Here is a 22,426-nt window from a genome sequence, read left to right on the forward strand (position 1 = left end):
ATGGCCTTGCACATCAAACGAATCTACGAACCGAAAGACGACAAGGAAGGCACGCGCATCCTGGTCGATCGTCTATGGCCGCGCGGATTGAGCAAGCTGGATGCAGCAGTCGATATCTGGTTGAAGGATATCGCGCCAAGCTCGGCGCTGCGCCGTTGGTTTGGCCACGACCCCGCCAAATGGACCGAGTTCCAGCGCCGGTATCGGGACGAGCTGGAGAAGAATCCGTCCGCCGTCGAGGAGCTGAAACGCCAGATCGGACAAGCGGACACGACGCTTCTCTACGCTGCGAAAGACGTGGACCACAACCACGCTATCGTTCTTCAGCGCTTCGTCGGCAAAAACTGACGCGTCGGTAACAACGCGATGACAAGCTGTTTCTCTGGTCCGAAATTTCCGGGAACCTTTTCGTCCGAGCTGCATCCGATGCTCGCTTCCGAAGGCACATCACTGTTGCCGCCGGAGCGTATTCAGTCACGACACAAGGGAGACAGATCATGTTGAAACGAATTCTCGGCGCCACTCTGATGGCGGTCTCACGGGGCACGGCTTCGATGCGGTCGATACCAAGCCGACCGATCCTCAGATCGCCAACATCGCCTATACGGCGGGACAGATTGATGTCGGCTTTCCGGGGGAGCACTAAAAACTCGTGCCGATACCGACGGCTCCTTCTTATCGCTGATCCTTTTGGGACCCCGCCTTTATATCCGCAGGCGGTCCAGTCGCCTGTGTCAATGTCGCCCGTCAGAGGCTAAGACATCCGGAGGTCAATGGTGGTCTCGAGAGCGTAACCCGCCCCGTATGCGGTGCGAATCCTCAGATTGCGGAGTCCTGCAAACGCTCTTCGCAGCCGACCGATATGCACGTCAACCGTGCGGCTTTCTACAGCGTGTGGATCGGGCCAAACACCTTCGATGAGTTGCTCGCGGGTACTGATCTGCCCCTGTTTTTCGAATAGGAATCTAAGTATTCTCATCTCGATAGGCGCAAGAGCTATTCTCTTGCCTGAAACCACGACGGCTTGCGCATCAAAGACAATGTCGGCGGCGGCAGCAAAGTTTGGCAGAGTCGAAGCCTCCGACCGCGGGCTTATGCCGTGGAGAAAGGCGAGAAGCTTTGAGGGCGACAAAGGACGCGTGATGCCTTCGTCCAGCCCGGCCTTGATCAATTGCAAGTGCTGGGCACGTGTGTCCTCGCCAACAAGTGCTCCCACAGGAAGTCCTGAATCCTTCAAGAGCGCACACAAGGGCGCAATGTCACTCGGCCACCCTGCACAATCCAGGACGACGGCAGAAACCTCTGCTGATGTGCAGGCGTCCACGACATCGGCGTCACAGGTAGCAAGACGAGCCTGAAAGCCCTCGCTATGCAAAATGTGCGTGAGGAGCAGATAAAGCTCGGCGTCCTGCGAGCAAATGAGAATGATCAGAGGCATGTCGACAGCCTTTTTGTCGCTTGATGAGGCGGCAGGCCTCAACTCGGTGCGAACTCGCCGCCGTTGACATCGATGATGGCTCCATTGACGAACCCGGCATCCTCTGACGCCAAGAACGCGATCACGGCAGCGACATCGTCCGGAGCACCGAGCCGACCGCCCGGAATGCGAGCGAGCGCGTCGATGTTGGTCTTGCTTTGCGGGGAGCCTGTCAGAGGCGTCAGGATGCGACCTGGCGCCACGACATTCGATGTTATTCCGTAAAAGCCATATTGAGAGACAAGCACACGGGACAATCCTGAAAGTGCGGCTTTGGACGTCGCATAGCTCGCGCCGGCGATCCGCGGTCTCGTCCGGCCCGCAATAGACCCAACGAAGATGACGCGTCCATAGCCGCTTTCCTTCATGGCAGGCAGAACGGCCCGGCAGCACAACATCGTCCCTGTCAGGTTGACGGCGAGCACGTCGTTCCACTCTTCAAGGGTAAGGTCGGCGACGTGAAGAGGGCCATCGGGACCCTTCGGCGAGATCCCCGCGTTGCAGACGAGGATCCCAGGTGCGCCCAAGACACGGGCGACTTCGCCGAAAAAGGAATCGACTGCCGCCGGTTCGCGGAGATCAACCTTTCTCGCAAGCGAGCGCTCTGGTCCAAAAGCCTCGGCAAGCGCGGCGCCCGCGGCCATAACGCTGGCTTCGCCATGGCTGAAGACGGCAACCCGGTGACCGGCTCTGAGCAGACGAAACGCAGTGGCAAGACCGATCCCGGTCGTGCCACCGCTGACGACCGCAACTCGTGGGATGCAACCAGGGCTCATGCCGCTTGATCCATTGCAGCAAACAGCGAAAGGGGCGGATGGGCGGCCGCTTCTGTTATTACCTCGATCAGCAAGGGACCTTCTTCATGCAGGCCGCGCTCGAGGTATCGAGGAAGATCCGCGGGATCGGAGATGCGGACTGCCGGGCAGCCGCAAGCTTCGGCAATCCGCCGATGATCGACGTCGGCGAAGCTGCAGGCAGTCGTGAAGCTGCCGAACTTCGCAGTTTCAGCATCACGTTGGAAGCCAAGGACCCCGTTGTTCAAAACGACGATGAGTATGGGTAGCTTGCTCCGCACCATGGTCTCCAACTCCGCCCAGCTATGCGCGAAGCCGCCATCCCCCACGATGGTGACAACTGGCTTGTCCGGCTTCGCCGCTTTTGCGCCGAGCGCAAGTGGTAAGCCCCACCCGAGTCCAGCAAGGCCGCGCGGCGACAGGAAGCGCATACCGGGGGAAAGAGCCCGCAACTGGCCGGCTATCCACATCGAAGAATAGCTCGCATCGGAAACAACGGTCGTATCTGCCGTCAGCACTTTTTGCAGGTCGGACATGACCCGCTCGGGACGGATCGGACTTTTCTCTGAACGAGCAACAGATTGGCGCTCCATGTCAAACGAGCGCCAAAATCCAGCGATACGAGCCGTCAACTTATCGCGCTGCGATGCGCGGTGCGACAGATCGCGTCGGGCAAGCGTGCTACGCAGCGCGCTTATAGTTTCGGCCGCATCGCCTGCCAATCTGATCGCTTCGTAGGTGCGTCCGATTTCGGTGGGATCGACATCGATGTGGATGACTGACGCGGACCGAGGAATTTGGCGCCAACTATCGGTGCCATTCTGGTTGGTTCGCGTCCCGACCAGAATGACGAGATCGGCTTCCTCGACAAGGGCAAGCGTGTGCCGTCCAAGCGATCTCGGCCCGACGAGAGCGCCGAGAACGCCTGCTGACAGCGGATGGTATTCGTCGACCGCGCCCTTTCCCATATTGGTCGTCAGGACGGCAAGCGAGGCTTCGTCCTGTAGTGCAGAAAGCTCGCCGGCGGCATGGCTTGCGTGGACGCCTCCTCCAGCGATGACGATGGGTGCGTGGGCTGCGGCGATCATCGAGGCCGCGCGCTCGATGTCGCTATCGCGCGGACGCAACCGATCGAGCGGCCAGTGGCCTAGCACAGCCTCACGTCGAAAGGGCGAAGGGGCTATCTGCTCCCGCAAGAGGTCGGCGGGGAGCAGGAGAGCTGCCGGTCCTGGCCGGCCCGAGGCGGCTGCCGTGAAGGCCGCATCGACATAATCGTCGATGCGCTCCCCTACGAGCACCTTTCGCACCCACTTCGTGCAGGATTGGAATAGGGTAAGATGATCGAGTTCCTGGAATGCATTACGATCGGCCTGGTCTCGCTCGACATCCTGGACGAGAGCAACGAGCGGAACGCTAGCCTTCAGCGCTTCGGCCAGCGGCGGAACGAGAAGCGTTGCGGCTGGTCCGTTCTGCGCTGCTACCACACCGACCTTGCCGGATAGGCGCGCGTAGCCGTCAGCCATGGTCCCTCCCATGTTTTCCTGACGGTAGGCGACTTGACGGATGCCGATTGCTTCGGCCGCAAGGATAACCGCCGAAGGCAGGCTCTGAGCAAAGATATGGGTGACGTCGTGCCTTTTCAGGGAAAGAGCGATCCGCTCGGCGACGGTTGTATGATCAGTTGCCATGGTCACATGCCTGCTTCGGTTGGAGTTGCTTCGAGGATTGAAAGGAAGTCTGCGAAGACTGCGATGACCGCATCACCGTCAGCTGTCGTCATTGCCGTCGAAAGGCACGCCGCAGCGCCATTGGGAAGCAGGATGCCGCAATTGAGGAAATGTCTGGAGAGTCGGCCCATCAACTCGGCCTCTTCCGGCGCGAGATACGCTTCGCGGAAGTCCGTTGGCTGCCTTCCTTTCGGATGGATGCGAAATAAGGACGCCGCCCCCGTCACGCTGAAGGCTGCGCCGTGGCGCTCGATTTCCTTTCGAAGCCCAGCCCGGATACGGTCGCCGAGGCTCTCGAGTGAAGCGAATGCGCCATCCGTCATCGCTTCCATAGCGACCCGGCCTGCGACCATCGACACGGGGTTTGCCGAAAACGTTCCGCCTTGCGGCAGTAGCGGCTTGCCACTGTCGCTTGCGAACACCCGCATTACCTCCTTGCGCCCGCCGATCGCCCCGACGGGAAAACCTCCGCCGATGATTTTACCGGCGGCGACCAGGTCGGGGTGGAGACCATAGCGGGCCGAAGCCCCCATATATGACTGCCGCAGATTGAGGACCTCGTCGGCAACGATGAGAATCCCGTATTGCTTCGCGATCGCCTCGACAGCGGCAAAAAAGCTCGGTTCGGGAGCTATCAGCCCGGCGCGGCTCGGCATCGGATCGATCAGGATACAGGCCAGTGAAGGGGCGGCCGAAGCAATCCGGCGCTCCAGATCCGCGATGTCGTTGAAGCGGATAACCGTCACCTCCTCACCTACCGAAGACGGCATACCGCGATAGGCTGGTACGGCCGGCGACCGCAGTGGGTCATTCCATATTGCCGGCGACACTGCCTGCCCCGTTTCCGCCCAATCATAGGCGCCGTGATAGGCACCTTCTATCCGTGCGATGCCCGGCCGGCAGGTGAAGGCGCGGGCGGCCTTGATCGAAAACATTACCGCTTCGGTCCCGCTGTTGACGAAACGAATATGTTCGATCGCCGGAATGCGCTCGATCAACAGCTCGGCCAGAGTGATCTCGTGCTCAGTCGGGTTGGAGAAACACGTTCCGCGATGAAGCAGATCCGCAACCGCGTCGGCAACGGGAAGGAAGCCGTGGCCGTGTATCAGCGTCGTGAAATTATTATTCAGGTCGAGGAGGCGATTGCCGTCGACATCAATGAGGTAGGCTCCCTCCCCGCGCGAAATGTAAAGCGGGCTGGGCTCGTGATCCACCGTGACCCGCGTGATCCCGGTCGGAAACACGCGGCGACCCTTTTTGAAGAAATGTTCGGACCGCGACCGGGGAAATCCCCGGCCATTGCGCAAGATATCAGGGCGAAACATTCGATCTTCTCCGGCAAACGGGTCGCGGCGCAACCCTTCATAATTTTGTTATAACAAAAATCATGAACCAGAAGAAGTTGCAACAAAAAAATCCGGCCGCGATGTTATTGCCGCTTGAGCCGCTCCTGCGCTGCTTTCTTGAGGCGCCGATAGCCGTCTCGAATATCGTTTTCCATTGCGGCGCGGACCGCAGAGGGGTCTTTATCCACCAGCCCCTCAATCGCGGCCAGGTGGTTGTGGACACCGTATTTTGCTTCCGCAAACTCTGGATAGAGGTCGTGGAATGAAGCGCCGACCCTTAACCACAGAGCCTCAATGGTCGAAAGGAGGTGCGACATCTCGCACAACCGATAGATGGTAAAGTGGAATTCCTTATTATCGTGAAGAGCATCACCGTAGCGCTTTTCGTCGAGCGACAGTGTGATTTTCTCCTGCAGCGCCAAGAGCTTGTCTACTATATCATTGGTCGCGCGAAGCGCGCCTTTCTCCGTCGCCAACCCTTCGAGCGCAAGCCGCATTTGCGTGACTTCGTAAAGTGCCGCAAGATCGAGATGCGGAACGATGACGGTTTTAGGACCCACCATGACGAGCGCGCCCTCAAAGACCAGGCGGTTGATGGCCTCGCGCGCCGGTGTGGCACCAACGTTCAGCATTTCGGCAACCGAACGGATCGGTAACTTGTGACCGGGCTTGTAAGCACCCCGCGCGAGCTGCTCCTTGATGGATGAATAGGCGAAGTCGCTGAGGCGCCCAGACTGCAAATCCGACGCCGACAATTCCTCTCCAGTTGTATTTTCGTTCAAAATTGACCCTCACGCGTTGACATCTTCACATTTTTGTTGCAACAAAAATGAATTCACGAAAACTGATACCGTAATGTGACATCATAACGGTATCGTGAATATTAGCAACGCCTTGGCCCCGGACGGCCATGCCCGAACAGCTGCCGGTCTTGCCGGCATGACACTCACAGCACCTGGCGCCGCACGAGCGGAGCCGGGAGGTTTCAATGCGTGGCAAAGCACGCAAATGAGGAGATATCATTTTGATTGGTGCGCCTGTTTTCATCGATCGCATAGGCAAGATCTACGGCAGCCAGACTGCCGTTGGCGCAGTGACCCTGGATGTTCCGGCAGGCGAATTCCTGTCGATCCTCGGTCCCTCCGGATCGGGCAAGACGACGCTTCTGACAATGATCGCCGGTTTCGAAAGCCCGTCTGCCGGACGCATCATCATCGACGGGCTCGAGGTCACCGCCGTATCGCCCGATCGCCGCAATATTGGGATGGTCTTCCAGCGGTATGCCTTGTTCCCGCATTTGACCGTCGCCGAAAATATTGCCTTTCCCCTGAAGATGCGCGGCATTCGCAAAGACGTCAGAGCAGAACGGGTTGGCCGGGCGCTCGACCTCGTCCAACTCCCGGACTATGCCAAGCGCTATCCCCACGAACTTTCCGGCGGCCAGCAGCAACGGGTGGCGGTTGCGCGAGCAATCGTATTCGAACCGCCTGTTCTCTTGATGGACGAGCCACTCGGGGCACTGGACAAGAAGCTGCGCGAATCCATGCAGATCGAGATCAAGCAGCTTCAGCGGCGTCTCGGTGCAACGGTTATTTACGTGACGCACGATCAGGAGGAGGCGTTGACGATGTCCGACCGGATCGCCGTTATGGCAAAGGGGCAACTCGCGCAGCTCGGAACCCCGGCCGACCTTTACTGTAATCCGCAGACTGCCTTTGTTGCCGATTTCATCGGCAAGATGAACTTCCTGACCGGAGAATTCCTGGGCGAGACCGCTGGCCGCCAGACGATCAGACTGGGTGACGACGTGGTCATTGATACACCCGGTGCTACCCATGGTTTCGAGGGTTCGGCAAAGATAGGTGATCGCGTTCGGCTCGCGCTACGGCCTGAGCGCCTTGGCCTTGCAGCGCGTGGCGCGGGGGGACAGAACGCCCTCCCCGGCCGGATCGAAACGTCGGTCTTTGGGGGCTCCTTCGACCTTCATCTCGTTCGCTCCGATTTCGGAAGCGGAGAGATCATTCAGGTCCAGATCCCTGCTGATGGAAAGAGGGTGCCCTTTGCAATGGGGGCACTCGTGGATGTCATCGCCGAACGCGACGGCCTACGGCTCTTTGCGGTCGCGGAGGCATGAAATGACCATGACCGTCGATAACCTACCCCTTGCACCAACCCGTCCAGCAAGCTGGTTTTTCTCACGCTCGGCGCGCCAGTATTCGCACGCGCTGACGCTCCTGCTTATTGCGCCATTGCTGCTCTTGCTGGCCGGAGGCTTCATCTATCCAATCGGCCGACTCGTCTCTTTGAGCCTAATGGCGCCGGGATTCACGCTGGAGCATTACGAGCGGATCGTCACCGAGCCACTCTACATGGAAGTCCTGCTTCGCACGTTGCAGACGGGTGTAATCGTAACAGTGGCGAGCCTGCTGCTTGGATATCCGGTTGCCTTCCTCATGGCGCGTGCCAAAGGCAAGATGGCGATGATCGTATCGGCCGCGGTGTTCGTGCCACTATGGACCTCAGTGCTGGTGCGATCCTACGCCTGGATCGTGCTGCTGCAGCGAAACGGCATCGTTAACGGTCTGCTGATCGAGAGCGGCCTCATTAGCAGTCCGTTGAAGCTTATCTACACCGAAGGCGCGGTGATCCTTGCGATGACGCATGTTCTCATGCCCTTCATGATCCTGCCGGTCTACAACGTTCTTCGCACTATTCCTGCTGAGTACGCCCAGGCCGCCCGCAATCTCGGCGCCGGCCCGATTGGCGCGTTCTGGCGCGTGACCTTGCCGCTCAGCCTGCCTGGAATCTTTGCCGGATGCGTCATGTGCTTCATCCTGGCGATCGGTTTTTATATCACGCCGGCACTCGTCGGCGGGCCTGGAGCATTGATGATGGCAACACTCATCGGCCAGCAAACCACCGTTCTGCTTGACTGGCCGTTTGCCGCAGCGCTCGCGACCGTCCTTCTGACCACGACGCTGATCTTTGTCCTTGTGTTCCGCAAGGCGCTTTCCATTAGCAAAGGAATGAACAGTGTCAATTGAGCCCGCAGTCACCGCCTCATTCGCCCCCTCTCCCGTCAACAGCACCCATCGGCCTTACGGCAAAGCGGGATTGCGGCTCCTTGGGGGTTTCCTGATCGGAGCAATCCTGTTCTTCCTGGTCCTGCCGACGTTGCTCGTCATCCCGATTTCGCTGAACGACAGCAGCTATATCGAGTTCCCGCCGAAGGGCCTGACGCTTCGCTGGTATATCGACTTTCTATCTGATCCGGACTGGCGCGCGGCAACGATCTTCAGTCTGCAGATTGCGCTGGCGACGACGGTCGCTTCGACGGTTATCGGGACATTGGCCGCCATCGGGCTCGTTCGCGGCAATCTGCCGGGAAAGACCCTTCTGCAGGCATTGTCGCTGGGGCCAATGATCGTTCCCCATGTCGTCTTTGGCGTCGCCCTTTATCTGGTTTTTTCCCCGCTCAGCCTGACCGGCAATTTCGCTGGTTTCTTGATCGCGCACACCGTGCTTGCTGTTCCCTACGTGATCATCACAGTGTCGGCAGCACTCGAGCGCTTCGACACATCCCTCGAGCTTGCCGCACTGAATTGCGGAGCAAGCCGGAGCCGGGCCTTTTTCAGCATTGTGCTTCCGAACATCGCGCCGGCGGTGGCTGCGGCTTCGGTCTTTGCGTTTCTGGCGTCGTTCGATGAGGCAACAGTCGCCTTCTTCATTTCCGACACCGGCGGAAAGACGATCAGCCGCAAGATGTTCGAGGACATCGATTTCAATCTCACCCCTGTCATAGCGGCGGTTTCGACGCTGCTCGTCGCGGTATCACTGCTGCTCATGGGGGCCATTCATCTCCTTACCGGCCGCGGGGAGGATTAACGTGATCATATCAATCGGACAGAGGAACAACCGATGAAAAAGCGAAAAAAGATCAAGCCTTTGCTGCTTGCGGCTTGCCTCATGCTTGCTGGCGCGGGTGCGGCGCAAGCCGAAGAGCAGGTGATCATTGCGACCACCGGTGGCGCCTACGACGCGGCGCTTCGAAAGTTCTGGTTCGAGCCGTTCACGGAAAGGACCGGCATCAAGGTTGTATCGGTCGCGGCAACGAATGCCGAGATGCGGGCGAAAGCTGCGGCCATGGTCAAGACCGGCAACGTGACCTGGGACCTTTACCCGGACGGCGAGATCCAGGCGAGCGCTGAAGCGCATCGGCTGACATCTGAAGATCTCACCGAGTTCTGCAAGTCTTTCCGGGGCCGGCCAGACCTGGTGGAGGATGCCTGCGTCAGTGCCGGGGCAAGGCTTTTTTCGACCGCAACGCTGATGGCCTACGACCCGACTGCCTTCAAGGATGGGAATCCGTTGAGCTGGGCCGATATGTGGAACCAGACAAAATTTCCCGGTGGTCGCTCGTTTCCAAATTTCGACGATCCGTGGCGGGTCATGGCTGCCGCGCTCCTCGCCGATGGAGTTCCGCGCGATAAACTCTTTCCGCTCGACGTCGATCGCGCCCTCAACAAGCTCGACGAGATTCGCCCGGCGATATCGCTCTGGTGGAAGACCGGTGATCAGAGCGTTCAGGGGTTTCGCAACGGCGACTACAGCATCGGGCAGATCTGGCTGACGCGCGCAAATACACTGAAGGCGGAAGGACGCCAGATCGCCTGGTCCAAGCAGGCGTCGTTCCTCGTCGGCGATCGCTTGACGATCATCAAGGATGCGCCGAACCGCGGAAATGCGTTGAAGCTGATCGGCTACTGGCTTGATCATCCGGAGGCGCAGGCTGGGGTGTGCGACGAACTCCTTTGCACGCCGCCGAGCCGCAAGGCGATCGATTTGATGTCGCCGGCTGCACGCGCGGCACTGCCGAGCGACGAGGACGTCCGGGATTACATCGTCATCCCTGACGCCAAATGGATCAACGACAATGCCGCGATGATGCTCGAGCGTTGGAATGCCTGGATCCGATGACGATCCATCTCCGGGCGGCCTTGCCGCCCGGAGATGTTGAGCCGGATCTTTATCCCTTGAGTGCACGGTTGATGGCAGTTGCGACGTCACGCACTTCGGAAGCCGTGTGGCCGGCAGTCGGGCATATCCGCAGCCCTGCCCTTCCCTTGGCCACTGTCGGGAAAAAGATGGCCGACGTATAGTAACCGGAATCAAGCACCAGTCTGGCAGCGCCGATTGCCGCAAGCTCGTCACCGACGACGACGGTTCTGATCGGGAGTCGGGACCCTGCCTGTGCGGTCGGCACCAGTTCGTCGAAAAGAGAGATGTGTTCTGCGAGTGCCCTTTGCCGCACGCCGAGTTCCGGTGTGCGATGGAGCGACTGAGAGGCGAGGGCTGCGCCGATCGCGGCAACATTGATGGAGGCCGAGAAGGCGTGCGCGAGAGCAAAGCGCCGGAAGATCTCTTCCTGGAACGCCGTTGCGAGCATCAGCATGCCGCCCGACGCTCCGAAGCCTTTCCCGAGCGAGGCTGCGATGATCGTTCGTTCACCGAGACCTTCTGGCATTTGTGAACGGGCAAACCCCTCGCCTCTTTCTCCGAAGATGGATATGCCGTGAGCATCATCGATGTAAAGGAAGAGGCCGTATTGCTTCTGAAGCTCCCGCAACTCCTCGATCGGGGCACAGCCGCCCATGGAATAGACACCGTCGCAAACATAGGCGACCGTCTCGTTCCGGCGGCAAATTTCTTCGAGCGCCTGAAGATCGTTGTGGCCTATGGTGCGCACCTCGCATTCCTCGGCAACGACGGGCTTGTTGAAGGCGAGCGTTGCATGCGCGAGACGGTCGAATACCATGACTGGCTTTTTGCCGCCGGTCAGAACACCAGACGCAATCAGCGGAAGCGCGCTTAAATTGGCGGCAAGCACTGTTGTGTAGGTGATAACCCTTGCGCCGAAGAGATCAGAAAGAGCATCCTCGAGGTCTCCGAGGACTGCAAAATTGAGCCGCGTCCGGGCGCAGGACCAGTGCAGTGTTCCGTAGCGCCGAACGGTCTCGATTGCGCCCTCGATGATTGAGGGGTGATTGTCGAGGCCGAGATACGAGCAGCGGACGAAGTCGACGACGCGTTCCGATCGGTGCTCCGAAATCGGCAGCTCCACCGCTCGACCGTCAGACGGATGGACATAGAGGGCCATCAAGCCGTCGAGATGGGCGGCGGCAAAGTGGGGACTCGCGTGGCTGATCAGGCCCGCGGTGTTTCTATGGGATGTTTTCGCGGATCCGGCGCCCGAAGCTGCCTCTTGCATGTTGTGCTCCCAAATGTTCAACGGACTTCACGCTATGCGCGTGATCGTCGTTTATACAACAAAGGCGACAGCAAATTTTTGAGACGTTCCCGTGAAGATGTGAACGTGACGAAGTTCATATGCTTCAGGAGATGTCGAATGCGTATCCTTCCTTCGGCACGGTGCGGATCACATCGCGGCCAAGGACCCGTTTCAATGCACTCCGGAGGCGGCCGATATGAACATCTACTGTTCGCGGCTCGACGAATACCGTCTGTGGCCAGGCAACGGCTATCAGTTCCGCACGGCTGAGAACGCGCCCCGCGTCACCCATAAGGGCACTCAACAGACGAAACTCGATCGGGCTCAGATTGACCGGCGTGCCTCGCACCAGAACACGCCGGCTACTGACGTCCAGCTTCACATCGTCAAATATTGGAACGAGACGGCTAGTCGCCTCGCCAGAGGAATTGCCTATTGCACCGTGAAGGTAGGACAGGAGCCGCTCCGGCGGCATTGGCCTTGTAAAGCTCTCATCCACGTTGGCTTTCAGGATGTCGAGATAGGCGGCCCTTTCGGCAACGAGCGCTATGAGCGTGACGTCGCTGGCAAGTCCCCTTTCCTTCAGAGCCGACACGATATCAGCCAGAATTTGTGAACCCGGCTGGCAGTCGACGATGATGGCTGCAGCGCCGCGTTCCTCTGCGGTCGCCACCGCCTCGTTTGGAATATCGACGAGCACCGTTCTGTATCCGGCACCCTTCAATATGTATGACAGCATCAAATAATAGTCGGCATCCTGGGATACGATCGCCAGAAGTGCGCTCATCGGCTCGCTCCGCCAGCTGCTGACCCCATCATATCTGAGTTTGATATGACAAAACTCTCACCTGATTGCCTCATTGTCGGTGGCACCTCAAGCCTGATTCGTAACTTTTCGCGAAAAGGAATCGCGAAAGCGCTCTCATTGCGGGTATTTTTATAACTTGCGTTTCAGTTTTGTTACAACATAATGTTGGGCGTGAGAAGCACTTCGCACAGAAGCGCATGTTTGCCAGGGACGACACGTGATCGTGGCCCACTCGGTGGGATCGACGTCCGGCATAATTTGATGGCCTGTTTCCGGACGGTAACGGGGCTTTTTAATGCGCGAAATGTTCGAAAGGTTTTCAACCGGCTGCGCCGCGGCCACACCGGATTTTTGGAGTGATGCAGATGTTGGGGACATAAGTATTGCTGTCCGTTCGCTTTACGGACGACATGCGAAAACAGCGGCGGCCTGGTGTGCCGTAGGCGCGCGCTCCGACGGTCGCTCAGGCGATTTCAAATTTTGGGTCCGGGTATTCGAGCATCTGGGGACAGAGGAAGTTGTGAAAATCCGAAAACAAGGGCGAGGGTCATAGACGATGAACGTTATGTCGGACGCATTTTCGGTCCGACAGCATTCCGACCCCTATGAATCTGGCCGGCCTTTTAGGTCAGCCGGTTTCGCATCGATCGTGCACGCCGCTCGATAGAAAGCCGTATCGAGGACAGGACGCGTAGCGTCGCAAGAGGTCTCCCGCTGAGCGATGACCACTCCTTTGTCTCCTTCATCGGCTTCAGAGATCAATGCTGCGGTTGGTGGTGCGTTGGCGCCGTTCCGAGATGATCTGCTCACTGCTTTCCCTGCGGACCGTCTGCTGCAGAACTTTCAGCTTTTCCTGCATCACCTCGAAGGCGCGGTGCTGTGCCGGTGGCACACGGTTGCTGAGATCCTTCTCGCCGCGAATGATGGCACTACGGCCGAAGCGCTCGTCGAGCGCGCTGCTGACTGCGGCAAACTCCCGGCGAATGTCGGGACCGAGCGAAGCGGCAGATCCGCTCAACTTGCGGCCATTTTTCTTCGCCTCGGCCGTCAGCCGCATGAGCACGTCCTCCGCCGCGGTCGACAGACCGGGAATGGCGACTGCCATGCGCCGCCGTTCTTCAGTAGTAGCCTGGCGTTCGGCATCGAGCAGATTGACGTAGGCCGAACCGAGCGCCCGCAGGCGGGCCCCGGCTTCAGGCACGGCCTGCACCACCTCTTTCCGCTCCCGGCCGGCGGCCAGCATCCGGTCCACGAGGCGATCGGAGCCGCGCAGGGCACCGTAGGCGGCCGGATCGTTGGTCACCGCGGCTGCGATGCGCTCGCCAGCAAAACCCTTCTGAAGCAGCTCTTCGATCTTGCCGACGGCGCCGGCCGGATCGCGCCAGATCGTTGATGCCACCGCCGCCAGCGCGGCGCGCTGGTGGCGATACAGTGGTGTGGCCAGAGCGCGAGATCTCGCCTCCTCGTCGACAGGGGTCTTGAACTCGGTGACAGCGGCAAGCATGGGGACATTCTCCTTCTGCGGATCGACACTGGCCGCCGCGACGATCTTCGAACGATCCCACCGCTCGACAAGATGCTGTTCGTCGGCAAAGCGCTTCACGGCCTCGAACAGCCGGGTCAGCTTCTCACCGCTGATACTCGTCAAGTCTTCCGGCATACGCTCGATCATGTTGCGTTCGGCAACCGCATCGGCCTTCGCGGTAAAAGCGCTCCAGCCGAAGCGAGCGCTCAGCGCCTCGCTGACCGCCTTGACCTCCTGGACGATCGAGCGGTCTTCGGTGGCAAGCGCAAAGGCGGTCTTGTAGGCGTCGTCACCTCCTTGCCGGCGCACTGCCTCGATCTCCGTAAGACGTGCCATCGCCTTTTCGGAGAGCGCCGGGATTGGCAATGACATATGGGTGCGGCGGCGCTGCTCACCGAGATCGAAGCGTTCGCCATTCCGGCGGAACTCGGTGGCATGGGCGCGGGCCAGCGGCAGTAGGTCCGTCAAGGCGGTGATCGCGGCATTTCGTTCGTCGCGTGCCGCACGACCATCGATGATCAGATCGGAACCACGCAGGCGGCCGAGCCGATCGGGTGCATTGGCAAGATCGTCTGCAAGCCTGCGCGGTTCGATGCTTGTATCCGATGAAAGCGCGTTCAGGGCGACAAGTGCTGCATCCGGGTCACGATAGATCTTTGCGAGCAGCGGCCGCAGGATCGCCTCCCGTTCCTTCCAGGCTGGCGACGCAAGCTGCGCCAACAGCGCATCTTCATCAGCGCTCCTGGCGAAGCCTGTGGCGGGCGGGATCAGATATCGGCTACCAACAACGTCCGCCTCCACGGGTTGGGGTTCAGCCCGTTCCTCATTGTAGGCGACCCGTCGTTCCCGCTCGATCGTGAAGCCGAACGCCACGCCCGCCCGCTCCCAAAGCTTCGCCAGTTGCTCGCGCCTCTCGGCAATCCCGGCCCACCGCCGGGAAAGGCTTTCTTCCACCGCGGCTGCGGCAAGCGAAAGATGATCGAGACCGCGGCGCCGCGCAAAATCTTGCGCCTGGGCGCGATAACCGGCCTCGCTTTCAAAATCGAGCGTCGTCGTCTTGGCGCCGGAGCGCGACAGGCGCTCTACCAACTGCTTGAACAGGTCAGGCCGATGGCTTTCCCGCTCGATGCGTTGCTGGCGAGCTTCGCTGGTTTCGATCCGTTTGGCGGTCCAGACGTTGCGGTCGACCTCTCTTTCCTCGAACCGCTTCTGGCCGGTTTGTTCGTCGACGATCGCAACCTTGATCGTCACCCGCTCCACTCCGTCCTTGCGCAACGTGACTGTATCTCCTTGCGAGACGCCACCTTCCTCGAGCGCCTTCGGCAGGCTCACGCCCCAAAGTCGATGGATGGTTCCGTCATCGGTCTTTACGTCGGCATAGGGGCTATCGTCGGCATCCTCGTCATTCGGCCGGAACTTGGCTTGTCCCGACTCCACAAGCGCGCCGGTGACGCCGGCGGCATGATCGACACGCGGCTTCCGTCCCCATTCCGGCTTCGCCTCAAAGTCTTCCTTTGCCGCATAGAGATCGACGCGGTCGCGATGCCGGGTCATCGACACATAGGTCAGGTGCTGGTCCATCATGCCGGTGGCAAGCACCAAGGTCCGGTCGACGGTGGCACCTTGTGATTTGTGGATGGTCGCGGCGTAGCCGTGATCGACATTGCGATAGCTGTCCTCGCTGATGACGACATCACGCCCATTGTCGAGACGGACCGACAGCAGTGTGTCGCCACGTTTGTCGCCGGTGGAAACGACCGTGCCGAGCATGCCGTTCTTGACATGTTGCGGACCGAGACGGGGAGCACGTGGCTCGAGGAAGCGGGCATTCTCCAGGAAGATGATGCGGTCGCCGACGGCAAATTCCCGCGCACCACGTTCGGTCCGGAAAGCGCGGTTCTCACTGAGCGCGCCCTCTTGCGACATCACCGATCGCAGCGCCTCGTTCAGACGCTTTACGTCCTCGTTGGTGTGGGCGAGCACGAGAAGCTCATCACCGCGAAGACGACCGTCATTGCCGGCCGAGGCTGAGTTCCGGATCGCCTGTCGGCGTGCATCTGTCCAGTCGCCAACAATCCGTCCGATGACTTCGTCCCGTGTCCCTGCCTCGATCAGGTGGCCATGTCGGGCATAAGCGTCGAGGCCTTGTTCGACCTCACCGCGCGCAAAAAGCCGTGACGCCTCGCGCGCCCATTGGTGGCGCTGGCGGCGCACACCGGCAAGTTCGGCAAAACCGATGCGCTCGGTGATCGCCCGGAACGCCGCACCGGCCTGGATCGGTTGGAGCTGCATCGCATCGCCGACCAGCACGACTTTCACCTCCGCTTGCTCGGCGATGTCAAGCACGCGGGCCAACTGCTGCGACGACACCATGCCGGCCTCGTCGATGACAAGCACGTTGCCGCGTTCGGGCAATTCGCGTCCATTGGCCCAGGCGAGTTCCCAGGCGGCCAGTGTCCGCGACCTGATGCCGGAACTGTCTTCCAGCCCTTCGGCGGCTTTGCCGGCAAGGGCCGCACCAATCACCCGGCGGCCATCACTTTCCCAGGCGACGCGGGCTGCGGCAAGCAAGGTCGACTTGCCGGCGCCGGCAAGGCCGACCACGGCTGTGATGCCATTGTCGCCGGTGACATGACGGACGGCGTCGACCTGCTCCGGATCGAGCCGGAATGACTTTTCCGTATCCCGGGTCTCGACGTGTCTGATCGCGGCCGCAACCACCCGATCGGAGACGCCGAAACCGCGGCACTCCGCCAAAAGTTGCGCCGACCGCGCCATGTCGTATTCGATGCGAAGGACTTCGCGCGTGGTGAAGACGGCGGGTTCGCTCGCCTTGCCCGTTTCGGCATCGAGCTGCTGCGGCTTCAGCATGATGAGATCGTCCGACGCCATCAGCCGCGCGCGGATATTGGCGAAGACGGCGGGATCGTCGACGGTGCGATGCAGCGCCTTGGCGATGTCGCGCTCATCGAAGGTGGAGCGTTCATTGCTCAACTGCTTCAGCAGAAGCGCAGGATCTGCCAGCAGCCGGTCGGCCATCTCCTGGCGACGGGCAAGATCGGCCGGAGCAAAATACATCTCGGCACCCCTGCGGGAGAGTGCTGCCTTCTCCGGGCCGAGATGTCTTTGGGCGATGCCATCAAGGCCCTGATCGGCATAGGGACGGCCATCGAGCCGGATCTCGTGGCCGGCAAGCGCCAGATGCCGGTTGGCCGTCTCCGCCCAGGCGACCTTCCAGGCCTTCATGGTTTCCTTGTCGCCAGCCCAGAGCTTGTAAACGATCCTGCCCTTTGGCCGATCAGGGGTGACGACCCGCAGCGGCTTTCCGTCCTCGCCGGCCACCGCCACCTTCTTCGGCCCGAAGCCTTCCTCCGTCAAAGACCTCAGCGTCGTCATCAAATGGATGTGCGGATTGCCGTCCTTGTCGTGATAGACCCAATCTGCGACCATTCCCTTCGAGGTGAGATTGTCGCGCACGAACTCGCGCACCAGCGCGATGTTCTCGGCCCGCGTCAGTTCCTCCGGCAGCGCGATGATAAGCTCACGCGCCAGCTGCGCGTCTGCCCGTTTCTCAAAGGCGTCGACCGCATTCCAGAGCGCCTCGCTGGCGCCGGCAACGGAACGGCCGTCGATCGCCGTCCGCAGCCAGGTCGGCATCTGGTCCGGCAGGGCCAGTTCCTCATGAACGAGTTCGGAGGCCCCGCCCCTGTAGCTGAAGGACGTACCGGCCTGTTCGTCCATCATCCGGGTGCGATGACGATAGGCGGCGGCCGAGACGATGCTGCGTCCTGCTCCCCTGCTGATCACCTGCGCTCTGACGAACATGATCGCCACTGCCGTCTCCTGATCATCCGAGCACGTCGCGATAGCGACGTATATTGCGCCCTCAAACCGATCGGACCGAAGGGCCGATGCCGCTTTTGCCGCTGCACGCTAGCGCATTTTACTATTTTATTCTAGTTAGTATGCTTCCTGGCATCGCTCATCGAAAACAAAAGGAACAGTAGGCGTGTGAGGTCTTCCATGGCCAGGGTGAAGGCTTCTCGCACCATCTAAGCTGAGCAACCGAAACGGTCGAACGCGGGAAAGCCGGCGCGTCAGCTTGCGCGCCGACTGCTGATCGGGCCGCATCACTGCCTAGTCGATAACATTGGGTCGACCAGATCATCACGCTGGATCATAGGTCGTCGCTACGCACGGGCCGACTACGTCAAGCAAGGAGATACTGATGGTTCTGCGTTAGTCTAACCGCAAATCCAATTGGATCGGCAAATCGACAGTCGAGCAGGCCCGGGTGGATGCGGTCTGGATGAGAAGCGCCAGGAGTGGGGCAGCTGCGCAAGTCTCGCCGGCTCTCGCGAAAACGCTTCGTTCCAATTCCATGATGACCTTGCTCCCTCGGCCAGGCGATTGTGAAGCTCTTGTAAAAGGTCATCGCCCGGCCGAAGCGGTTTGAGAGGACGACGAGCCGAAGCAGGCAAGCTTGGTATATAGCATCAGGTTCACATCGGTTGTCAGAATGCGACCTCCTTCGTTGATGACACAGGACGTCAGAGGAGAAGACATCGGCGGACAGAAGGGGCCGCGACCCTATCAGGCGCGAGCCTGCGGAACTGTCGAGGGGCGAAATCCCTGACAGCCCGGCAGCCGGTCGATCCGGCCAGCCAGGCATACGGATACGGCGATAAGCCCCCGTCAGCACGGAGGCTCAGAGCTCGCGCGGCCGTCCTGTTCGGCCCAGATCACCTCGCGTTCGGCCAGCGCCAGCTCGAGTTCGTTCTCGATCTGTGGACGCTCGGCGGGGTCAGCGTTCCTGAGCTCGGCGCGTAGCACTTCGATGGCTTCGTCGATGCAAGTGGTCATTGTCGTCTCCTTGACTGTTGTGAAAGACGAGCGCTCCGGTCATGGCGGGATGGAGGGGTCAAGGATCGCGTCAGCGACCGGCGGAGCCGGCAAGTGGGGGTGCCGGTTTTGTCGGAGCGGAGGGAACCGCAGCGGAGGCAAAATTGGGGAACCACGAAGTGCTTGAGGCCTCTATGCCGCCATGGCACCCTCGGATAGACTGAGCAGACCTTCCCTCTCCGTATGGCACCAGAATAGCCGTCAACGGGCTCGATCCCCTTGACGGCTCGAATAACAAGAAGGCTCGCGGCAGAGACATTCTGGGAGCCGGCCCCGCTTTCGGGACCGGCCTGTAGGCCTCAGGCTGGGTTGTTCCAGAGGATAACCTTGCGGTTCGACTCGCCGCCTGGGGCTTGTGCGAGATTGCCGAAGATCACGCCGATCTCTGGAGCCTCCAGTTTGACCGAGAGGTATTCCTCGCCGGTCAGGCGGGCGATGCGGTTCCAGCCCGCGCCGATCTCGAAGCCGGTCTTGCGGTGGATGATGCGGTAGTCGGGGGCTTCATCGCTCGCCTTGCTGGCGTTCGGGACGATGGCGATCGGAGCGTTGACCCGGATCGTGGCGAAGATGCCTTCGAAGCTGCCGTCGGTCTTCTGCGTCAGGGTTGCGATCGTGGTGGCCATGGTACTGTCTCCTTCGGTTGCTCGGGACCATTCCCGATGGCGCCCGAAGAAGGGGCCGAGCCGCAGGCGTCACCGGAGCGCCAGCGCAGGGGAACCCCTTGCGGGTTGACGCTGATGGCGGCCGGTCCCTTAGAAAGGCGACATGGAGAAAGGGAATGGTCCTGAACAGCGACCGTCAGGAGACAGCAATCCATGGCGATCCGATTGCCACCTCGTGCAGGAGCCCTGCCCCGGACGTCTTACACGAGCTGGGTGGATCTTCCTTCCGCATATCTGCGCCGGGCAGCAAGCCAACTTGCGCGACAGCCGGCTGCGATCGGCAAGGTCGGCTCTCTCACCGCCGATCGTCGGCAAAAGCTGTTCACACCGGTGTTGAAGAAGCCGTCAGGCGGTAGCATGCATCAAGAACATGAATCGATCCGCCACGACCGATTCAGGAAACTCGTTGGACGGCCAATTGGTGAGCGCGCATGATCCGATCATGGATACAACGGCTGACATTATGCTGCTCTATCGGATCGATCCGTCCCGGAATATGGCGCGTTTCTATCGTCTGTCGATCCAGCCGACGTTGTTCGGAGGCAGCTCTCTCGTGCGCAATTGGGGCCGGATCGGTACCGAAGGCCGGCTGATGGTGGGACTGTACGATACGCCCGAAGAGGCTGATACTGCCTGTGAGCGCATGACCAGCCGCAAGCTGCGTCGCGGCTATCGGTATGACGGTGCAACATGCTTCGCCCAAGAAATCGTCACGGCGAAAGGCGCGAAGACTGCTTCAGCAGATTTCGTAGAGCCGGCGACGCCGGCGGAATGGAGCCCCGGCCGGACGATATACGCCCAGGGGGCTCTGGAATTTCCTGAGAGTACGCCAGGGCAGCCACAGTGCCTTGGCGAACGTTAACGGCGCGTTCGCAGGGTGGACCGAAGTGGACGTATTCCGACGCGAACCTAGGGTCGTACAATGTGAAAACTGCGGCTGGACGGTGCAGGATCTTTCGCCTATCGGTGTTTCATGAAGTCGTCGCTCGATCATATGCCGCTTCGCAAGCAGCGAGAACTCGGCCGGGTTCTCGAAATCCTGCACGAGGAATTCGAGGACGCGCTGAAGGAAGGCACGGCCGACTTCAAGAAGCGCGGCAGGATCTTGAAGATCATCCTGTTCGGCTCCTACGCCAAGGGCGGATGGGTCGATGAACCCTTCACCATGAAGGGTTATCGCTCCGACTTCGATCTGCTGATCATCGTCAACAATCGCAAGCTCAGCGAGTTCGCCGAATATTGGCACAAGGCGGCTGACCGGCTGATCCACGATAAGTCGATCGAAACGCCGGTGAGCTTCATCGTCCATTCCAGGCGCGAGGTGAACACTTATCTCAAGGAGGGGCAGTATTTCTTCTCCGACATTCGCAAGGAAGGCATCGTCCTTTATGAGCTCGACGATGAGCCGCTTGCCGAACCTATGCCGCTTTCGCCGGCCGATCGGTTGCGGCTAGCGAGAGACCACTTTGAACATCGGTTCAGGAGTGCCTCGAAGCTCCACAAGGTTTCGATGTTCTGCCTGAGTGAGAAGGACTACAACGAAGCCGCGTTCATTATGCATCAATCCCTCGAGCAAGCCTATTCCTGCGTTCTGCTCACTGTGACCAACTACGGCCCACCATCGCATAACATCAAATTTCTGCGCTCGCTCGCGGAGGAGCAGGACCGCCGGCTGGCCGAAGCCTTTCCGCGTGATCAGCACAAGGAACGCGCCTGGTTCAACACATTGAACGAGGCCTATGTGAAGGCTCGCTATTCTAAACATTACGAGATCAGCGAGGAGGCTCTCGCCTGCCTTGCAGAGCAAACCGCTTTGCTGCTTGAACTGGTCAAGACGACGTGCGCCGAGCATCTGGAGATGCTTGAGCGGAATGGTGACGACGATGTCGATAAGTGAGTCGGCGTTACGATTCCCCACGCTCGCCTTGGAGCTGGCTGCTCCCCTTCGGAGCCCTATCAGGGCTGAATAGTGGCGCGCACCGTGACCAGTTGGACATAGGCAGCGGAGCTTAAGCTTATCGTAGACTGCGGCAAGGTGATTGGCGTAGTGCAAAGTCTCCGACCGGCTCTAAGCGGCCACCGGGCTCAGATCGACAAGCGCCTTGATCGGCAGGTGGTCGGAGGCGATGCGGGCCAGTGGCGTATCATGGGCTTCCACTTGCGAAATGATCCCCTTGCGGTTGGCGATGATACGGTCGAGGGCCAGAAGCGGTAGGCCGGCGGGGAAACTCGGGACAGCGGGCGGCAGAGGTCCGAAGGCGGATTGGAGAGTGTTGAGCGAAGACCGGTCGCCGAGCCGCCATTCGTTGAGGTCGCCGAGCAGGATGGTTGGCATCTCGTGCCTGTCGTTGATGAGTTCGACCAGCGTGCGAGCCTGCTGAGCCCTGCTATGGCGCAGCAATCCGAAATGCGCGGCGATGATGCGCAGCACGCCGCCCTGCTCGAGTTCGATTTCGGCAACCAGCGCGCCGCGCGGCTCCAGCCCCGGCAGCTTGACCTGATGCACGTCATGCACCAGCCCCCTCTTGAAGAGCACGACATTGCCGTGCCAGCCATGCGCCTTCGCCATGCCGGCAACCGGCACCGGGATCAGCCCCGTCTCCCGCTCCAGCCGGCCGAGGTCGAGAATGCCGGTGCGTTCGCCGAAGCGTGTATCGGCCTCCTGCAGCGCAATCACGTCGGCGCCGATTTCATGGATGACCCGGCTGGTGCGCTCCGGATCGAAGCGGCGGTCGGTGCCGATGCACTTGTGCACGTTATAGGAGGCGATCAGCGTTCCCGCACTGCGCGGCCTTGCCTCCGTATAGGCTGCGTCGAGCCGCTTTTTCCTGCTCCTGATCGAGGCGAGAATGCTGGCGGGAAGGCTGTCTTTTCTGGCGTGCATCGGCAGGCGCAC

At 60.3% G+C, this 22,426-nt stretch carries 19 protein-coding genes and 1 pseudogene; 9 read left to right on the plus strand and 11 right to left on the minus strand.

The window, feature by feature from the left end:
• Positions 1-348 (plus strand): DUF488 domain-containing protein, encoded by a 348-nt coding sequence (locus ELH03_RS27275; RefSeq protein WP_128403438.1) that lies wholly within the window; start codon positions 1-3, stop codon positions 346-348.
• A 149-nt stretch (positions 349-497) separates the two neighbouring features.
• Positions 498-625, plus strand: a pseudogene (locus tag ELH03_RS38805) (DUF4142 domain-containing protein); the annotation flags it as partial.
• Between the two features lie 129 nt (positions 626-754).
• Here the strand turns inward: ELH03_RS38805 and ELH03_RS27280 are convergent.
• The 5 genes from ELH03_RS27280 to ELH03_RS27300 all read right to left on the minus strand — a co-directional run bounded on the left by ELH03_RS27280 (position 755) and on the right by ELH03_RS27300 (position 6,126).
• Positions 755-1,438, minus strand: a complete 684-nt coding sequence (locus tag ELH03_RS27280; RefSeq protein WP_128403439.1) for a response regulator transcription factor — start codon at positions 1,436-1,438, stop codon at positions 755-757.
• 38 nt (positions 1,439-1,476) lie between these two features.
• The gene (gene fabG / locus ELH03_RS27285) at positions 1,477-2,253 is read right to left on the minus strand and encodes a 3-oxoacyl-ACP reductase FabG (RefSeq protein WP_128403440.1); all 777 of its coding nucleotides are present in this window, start codon (positions 2,251-2,253) and stop codon (positions 1,477-1,479) included.
• Positions 2,250-3,959 carry an acetolactate synthase catalytic subunit gene (locus tag ELH03_RS27290; RefSeq protein WP_128403441.1) on the minus strand — a complete coding sequence of 570 codons (1,710 nt, stop codon included), beginning with the start codon at positions 3,957-3,959 and terminating at the stop codon, positions 2,250-2,252. The genes fabG and ELH03_RS27290 overlap by 4 nt, the downstream gene beginning before the upstream one ends.
• Before the next feature lie 2 nt (positions 3,960-3,961).
• Positions 3,962-5,323, minus strand: a complete 1,362-nt coding sequence (locus tag ELH03_RS27295) for an aspartate aminotransferase family protein (RefSeq protein ID WP_128403442.1) — start codon at positions 5,321-5,323, stop codon at positions 3,962-3,964.
• 104 nt (positions 5,324-5,427) lie between these two features.
• Positions 5,428-6,126 carry a GntR family transcriptional regulator gene (locus ELH03_RS27300; RefSeq protein ID WP_128403443.1) on the minus strand — a complete coding sequence of 233 codons (699 nt, stop codon included), beginning with the start codon at positions 6,124-6,126 and terminating at the stop codon, positions 5,428-5,430.
• A gap of 242 nt (positions 6,127-6,368) precedes the next feature.
• On the opposite strand from ELH03_RS27300, the gene ELH03_RS27305 reads away from it, so the two are divergent.
• From ELH03_RS27305 to ELH03_RS27320, 4 genes are all read left to right on the plus strand, one after another.
• Complete coding sequence (locus ELH03_RS27305; RefSeq protein WP_130766949.1) at positions 6,369-7,478, plus strand: ABC transporter ATP-binding protein; 1,110 nt, start codon at positions 6,369-6,371, stop codon at positions 7,476-7,478.
• A 1-nt stretch (position 7,479) separates the two neighbouring features.
• Positions 7,480-8,388: an ABC transporter permease gene (locus tag ELH03_RS27310; protein ID WP_128403445.1), complete on the plus strand. Its 909-nt coding sequence runs from the start codon at positions 7,480-7,482 to the stop codon at positions 8,386-8,388.
• 70 nt (positions 8,389-8,458) lie between these two features.
• The gene (locus ELH03_RS27315; protein ID WP_128403451.1) at positions 8,459-9,229 is read left to right on the plus strand and encodes an ABC transporter permease; all 771 of its coding nucleotides are present in this window, start codon (positions 8,459-8,461) and stop codon (positions 9,227-9,229) included.
• A gap of 33 nt (positions 9,230-9,262) precedes the next feature.
• Positions 9,263-10,321: an extracellular solute-binding protein gene (locus tag ELH03_RS27320; RefSeq protein ID WP_128403446.1), complete on the plus strand. Its 1,059-nt coding sequence runs from the start codon at positions 9,263-9,265 to the stop codon at positions 10,319-10,321.
• 49 nt (positions 10,322-10,370) lie between these two features.
• Here the strand turns inward: ELH03_RS27320 and ELH03_RS27325 are convergent, their stop codons facing one another.
• Positions 10,371-11,612, minus strand: a complete 1,242-nt coding sequence (locus ELH03_RS27325) for an 8-amino-7-oxononanoate synthase family protein (protein ID WP_128403447.1) — start codon at positions 11,610-11,612, stop codon at positions 10,371-10,373.
• Between the two features lie 124 nt (positions 11,613-11,736).
• On the minus strand, positions 11,737-12,420 hold the full coding sequence (locus ELH03_RS27330) for a winged helix-turn-helix transcriptional regulator (protein ID WP_105008848.1): 684 nt from the start codon (positions 12,418-12,420) through the stop codon (positions 11,737-11,739).
• A 325-nt stretch (positions 12,421-12,745) separates the two neighbouring features.
• Between ELH03_RS27330 and ELH03_RS38895 the strand changes: the two genes are divergently transcribed.
• Positions 12,746-12,994: a Y4oE-related protein gene (locus ELH03_RS38895; RefSeq protein WP_497006780.1), complete on the plus strand. Its 249-nt coding sequence runs from the start codon at positions 12,746-12,748 to the stop codon at positions 12,992-12,994.
• Between the two features lie 198 nt (positions 12,995-13,192).
• On the opposite strand, the gene traA is transcribed toward ELH03_RS38895, so the two are convergent.
• The 3 genes from traA to ELH03_RS27345 all read right to left on the minus strand — a co-directional run bounded on the left by traA (position 13,193) and on the right by ELH03_RS27345 (position 19,491).
• The gene (traA, locus tag ELH03_RS27340) at positions 13,193-17,800 is read right to left on the minus strand and encodes a Ti-type conjugative transfer relaxase TraA (RefSeq protein ID WP_130806825.1); all 4,608 of its coding nucleotides are present in this window, start codon (positions 17,798-17,800) and stop codon (positions 13,193-13,195) included.
• A gap of 861 nt (positions 17,801-18,661) precedes the next feature.
• Positions 18,662-18,829 (minus strand): hypothetical protein, encoded by a 168-nt coding sequence (locus ELH03_RS37555; RefSeq protein WP_165420543.1) that lies wholly within the window; start codon positions 18,827-18,829, stop codon positions 18,662-18,664.
• Positions 18,830-19,167: 338 nt separating this feature from the next.
• A complete protein-coding gene (locus tag ELH03_RS27345; protein WP_130767145.1) occupies positions 19,168-19,491 on the minus strand; it encodes a DUF736 domain-containing protein in 324 nt (107 codons plus the stop codon).
• A 445-nt stretch (positions 19,492-19,936) separates the two neighbouring features.
• Between ELH03_RS27345 and ELH03_RS27350 the strand changes: the two genes are divergently transcribed.
• Together ELH03_RS27350 and ELH03_RS27355 are read left to right on the plus strand one after the other, a co-directional pair.
• The gene (locus ELH03_RS27350) at positions 19,937-20,392 is read left to right on the plus strand and encodes a WGR domain-containing protein (protein WP_245504903.1); all 456 of its coding nucleotides are present in this window, start codon (positions 19,937-19,939) and stop codon (positions 20,390-20,392) included.
• A 111-nt stretch (positions 20,393-20,503) separates the two neighbouring features.
• Positions 20,504-21,427: a nucleotidyltransferase and HEPN domain-containing protein gene (locus tag ELH03_RS27355; protein ID WP_130767146.1), complete on the plus strand. Its 924-nt coding sequence runs from the start codon at positions 20,504-20,506 to the stop codon at positions 21,425-21,427.
• A 171-nt stretch (positions 21,428-21,598) separates the two neighbouring features.
• Here the strand turns inward: ELH03_RS27355 and ELH03_RS27360 are convergent, their stop codons facing one another.
• Entirely contained in the window at positions 21,599-22,414 is an 816-nt protein-coding gene (locus tag ELH03_RS27360; protein WP_130767147.1) for an endonuclease/exonuclease/phosphatase family protein, read from the minus strand.
• Between the last annotated feature and the right edge of the window lie 12 nt (positions 22,415-22,426).

The sequence above is a fragment of the Rhizobium beringeri genome (assembly GCF_004306515.1).
Taxonomy (GTDB): domain Bacteria; phylum Pseudomonadota; class Alphaproteobacteria; order Rhizobiales; family Rhizobiaceae; genus Rhizobium; species Rhizobium beringeri.

Bases quoted from the DNA above. Each gene is read 5' to 3' on its own strand.
- ELH03_RS27275 (WP_128403438.1), top strand. From the start codon at position 1: ATGGCCTTGCACATCAAACGAATCTACGAACCGAAAGACGACAAGGAA.
- ELH03_RS27280 (WP_128403439.1), bottom strand. From the start codon at position 1,438: ATGCCTCTGATCATTCTCATTTGCTCGCAGGACGCCGAGCTTTATCTG.
- fabG (WP_128403440.1), bottom strand. From the start codon at position 2,253: ATGAGCCCTGGTTGCATCCCACGAGTTGCGGTCGTCAGCGGTGGCACG.
- ELH03_RS27290 (WP_128403441.1), bottom strand. From the start codon at position 3,959: ATGGCAACTGATCATACAACCGTCGCCGAGCGGATCGCTCTTTCCCTG.
- ELH03_RS27295 (WP_128403442.1), bottom strand. From the start codon at position 5,323: ATGTTTCGCCCTGATATCTTGCGCAATGGCCGGGGATTTCCCCGGTCG.
- ELH03_RS27310 (WP_128403445.1), top strand. From the start codon at position 7,480: ATGACCATGACCGTCGATAACCTACCCCTTGCACCAACCCGTCCAGCA.
- ELH03_RS27320 (WP_128403446.1), top strand. From the start codon at position 9,263: ATGAAAAAGCGAAAAAAGATCAAGCCTTTGCTGCTTGCGGCTTGCCTC.
- ELH03_RS27325 (WP_128403447.1), bottom strand. From the start codon at position 11,612: ATGCAAGAGGCAGCTTCGGGCGCCGGATCCGCGAAAACATCCCATAGA.
- ELH03_RS27330 (WP_105008848.1), bottom strand. From the start codon at position 12,420: ATGAGCGCACTTCTGGCGATCGTATCCCAGGATGCCGACTATTATTTG.
- ELH03_RS38895 (WP_497006780.1), top strand. From the start codon at position 12,746: ATGTTCGAAAGGTTTTCAACCGGCTGCGCCGCGGCCACACCGGATTTT.
- ELH03_RS37555 (WP_165420543.1), bottom strand. From the start codon at position 18,829: ATGACCACTTGCATCGACGAAGCCATCGAAGTGCTACGCGCCGAGCTC.
- ELH03_RS27345 (WP_130767145.1), bottom strand. From the start codon at position 19,491: ATGGCCACCACGATCGCAACCCTGACGCAGAAGACCGACGGCAGCTTC.
- ELH03_RS27355 (WP_130767146.1), top strand. From the start codon at position 20,504: ATGAAGTCGTCGCTCGATCATATGCCGCTTCGCAAGCAGCGAGAACTC.
- ELH03_RS27360 (WP_130767147.1), bottom strand. From the start codon at position 22,414: ATGCACGCCAGAAAAGACAGCCTTCCCGCCAGCATTCTCGCCTCGATC.